Source organism: uncultured Georgenia sp. (genome assembly GCF_937958535.1).
In the GTDB taxonomy this organism is placed as follows: domain Bacteria; phylum Actinomycetota; class Actinomycetes; order Actinomycetales; family Actinomycetaceae; genus Oceanitalea.
The window spans coordinates 1-2,818 of the sequence record NZ_CALGNQ010000047.1; the positions used below are offsets into that span (position 1 = coordinate 1).

The window sequence follows — 2,818 nt, forward strand, 5'->3', positions numbered from 1 at the left end:
GCAGCAGCGGGCCGTCGTCGTGCTCGGCCAGGCCCGGGCCCGGCAGCAGCGTGGTCGGGTCGGCGGAGGGCCAGCACCAACGGTCGAACCCGATGGTGCGCCTGAGGTCGGCGACGACCTCGCGCTGGAGCTCCTCGCTGCCCGTCGTCGAGGCGGTCAGGCGTTCGAGCCGCTCGCGGCTCCGCGTCCGTGCCCAGACGGTCGCCACCCACACATCGTACGGGAACCCCATGGATCTGGGATAGGCCCGAGCGGCTCCGCGGCCGACCCTGGGACACATGGGTGTGCGAGTGCCGCACCGGACGAGGAGCAGTCCCATGTGTCCACAACCGAACCGCCGGGGCCGTGGGCGGACCGGTGCCCGGGCGGCCGTGCCCGCACTCGTCGGGATGTCCCTGCTGCTCGCCGGGTGCGACGACCCCGAGGCCGCCGACGGCGCCGAGACAGGCCGGGAACCCGCCGACCTCGAGGAGCTGCGCGACGCCGACCTGACGCGCCTCGCTGCCCTGGTCGACGCCGACATGAAGGTCCTCGAGGCGCTGCACGCGCAGGACTACCGACTCGTGCCGCCGCCCGGTGACGGCATGAGCCGGGACCAGTACCTGGACGCCGTCGCCTCCGGTGACCTCGACTTCCTCGCCTTCGAGCCGGTCTCGGACATGGACGTGGTCGTCAGTGGTGACGTCGCGGTGGTCACCTACCGGTCCTTCATCCACGTTGCCGCCGAAGGGATGGGTGAGCTCGAGCACGACGCCTGGAGCACCTACCGCTACGAGCGGGGCGCCGACGGGTGGGAGCTGGCGTGGGAGCAGGTCACCGCGGTCGGGGGCTTCCCGCCGCGGACCAGCGCTGTATCGGACACGACTCCCGGGGAGAGGATGCGCCAGGGTGGTGGGCGGACCGACCGGTCGGCGGTCTGACCGCGCGGCCGGCGTGGGTGTCGGACCTCACCGGGCAGGCTATTTCGTTCGATCAACTAACGATCTAGACTGGATGCCATGCCGACAACCTCGCCCTCGACGACGGCGAGCCGCAGCCAGGCCATCGACCTGGCATCCGACCTGCGCGTGACCGTCCTGCGCCTGTCCCGCAGGATGAAGTCCGAGGCCGGGCCGGGAGACCTCAGCGAAACCCAGTACTGCGTGCTCGCCGGACTGAACCGCCACGGACCGTCGACGCCGCGCGCACTCGCCGACCGCGAGGGCGTGCAACCGCCGACCATGACCCGCACCATCGCCGCGCTCGAGAGCGCCGGTCTGGTGACGAGGAGCGCACACCCGACCGACGGGAGACAGGTACACATCGAGCTGACCGAGAAGGGAGCCGCGGAGATCGAGGAGACCCGACGCCGCCGCAACGCCTGGATCGACCACCGTCTGCGTAGCCTCAGTGCCGAGGAGCGCGCCACCCTCGCGGAGGCTGTCGCCATCCTTCGGCAGGTGGCGGACGGATGAGATCGACCTTCGCCTCACTGAAGTTCTTCAACTACCGCCTCTGGTTCGCCGGTGCCCTCGTCGCCAACGTCGGCACCTGGATGCAGCGCATCGCCCAGGACTGGCTCGTGCTCACCGTCCTGTCCGACGACTCCGGGCTGGCGATCGGCATCGTCACCGGGCTGCAGTTCGTCCCGATGCTCCTGCTCAGCCCGTACGCCGGCCTCCTCGCCGACCGGCTGCCGCGGCGCAAGCTGCTCATCGCCACCCAGTCCGCGCTCGGCATCCTCGCCGCCGCCCTGGGTGTGCTCGTACTCAGCGGGTACGCCGAGCTGTGGCACGTGTACGTCTTCGCCCTGCTCCTCGGCATCGTGACAGCCCTGGACAACCCGGTCCGCCAGACGTTCGTCGCCGAGATGGTGCCGCCCGCGAGCCTGCCCAACGCCGTCGGGCTCAACAGCGCCTCCTTCAACGCCGCCCGGCTCATCGGGCCCGGCGTCTCCGGCCTGCTCATCGCCGTCGTCGGCCCGGGATGGGTCTTCATCATCAACGCGCTGAGCTTCGCCGCCACGATCCTGTCCCTCACCCTCATGCGGAAGGACGAGCTGCACGAGCTGCCGCACACCTCCCGTGGGAAGGGGCAGATCCGGGAGGGGCTGGCCTACGTGCGGGGCCGCAGCGACATCGTCACGATCCTCGTCGTCGTCGGGGTCGTCGGAGCCCTCGGGCTGAACTTCCAGATGACCAGCGCCGTCATGGTGCGCGAGGTCTTCGACCGCCAGGCGGGCGAGTACGGCGTGCTGGGCTCGATCATGGCGATCGGCTCGCTCGGCGGGGCGCTGCTGGCGGCGCGTCGGAAGCGGCCGCGGGTGCGTCTCGTGCTCGCTGCGGCCTTCGCCTTCGGAGTCTCCTCCGGCCTCATGGCGCTCATGCCGTCCTACGAGCTGTACGCGCTCATGACGATCCCCGTCGGCTTCTCCTCGCTGACGATGATGACGGCCGCGAACGCCACCGTGCAGATGTCCACCGACCCGGTCTTCCGGGGCCGGGTGATGAGCCTGTACATGATGGTCTTCCTCGGCACCACGCCCATCGGTGCGCCCATCGTCGGGTGGATCGCCGAGACCTTCGGTGCCCGCTGGTCCGTGGGGATCGGCTCGGTCGCCGCGATCCTCGTCGCGGTGGCGGCGGCCCTGTGGGCCAAGCGGCACTGGGACGTCGAGGTGCACTACCGGCTGCGGCACCGGCCGCGGCTGACGATGGTCGGCCCGGGGGAGCGCGCCCGCTCCCGCGAGGAGGCCAAGGCGCGGCTGGGTGCGTCGGACGCGGAGAACGCCAGCGTCATGTGACGAGGACGCCCGGTCGCGCGGTGCCCCCTGCTCGAC

General features: G+C 71.1%; 4 protein-coding genes. 3 read left to right on the forward strand and 1 reads right to left on the reverse strand.

The genetic code is table 11. The features are described 5' to 3' along the window. The coding region (locus tag Q0195_RS02990; RefSeq protein ID WP_299274320.1) for a hypothetical protein at window positions 1-208 on the reverse strand (208 nt) is incomplete at its 3' end. A gap of 163 nt (window positions 209-371) precedes the next feature. On the opposite strand from Q0195_RS02990, the gene Q0195_RS02995 reads away from it, so the two are divergent. The 3 genes from Q0195_RS02995 to Q0195_RS03005 all read left to right on the forward strand — a co-directional run bounded on the left by Q0195_RS02995 (window position 372) and on the right by Q0195_RS03005 (window position 2,782). Next, window positions 372-920, forward strand: coding sequence for a nuclear transport factor 2 family protein (locus Q0195_RS02995; protein WP_299274322.1), 549 nt, complete (start codon window positions 372-374; stop codon window positions 918-920). A gap of 78 nt (window positions 921-998) precedes the next feature. Then, complete coding sequence (locus tag Q0195_RS03000; protein WP_299274324.1) at window positions 999-1,454, forward strand: MarR family transcriptional regulator; 456 nt, start codon at window positions 999-1,001, stop codon at window positions 1,452-1,454. Next, window positions 1,451-2,782 (forward strand): MFS transporter, encoded by a 1,332-nt coding sequence (locus tag Q0195_RS03005; protein WP_299274327.1) that lies wholly within the window; start codon window positions 1,451-1,453, stop codon window positions 2,780-2,782. Before Q0195_RS03000 ends, Q0195_RS03005 begins: the two co-directional genes overlap by 4 nt. Window positions 2,783-2,818 lie beyond the last annotated feature (36 nt).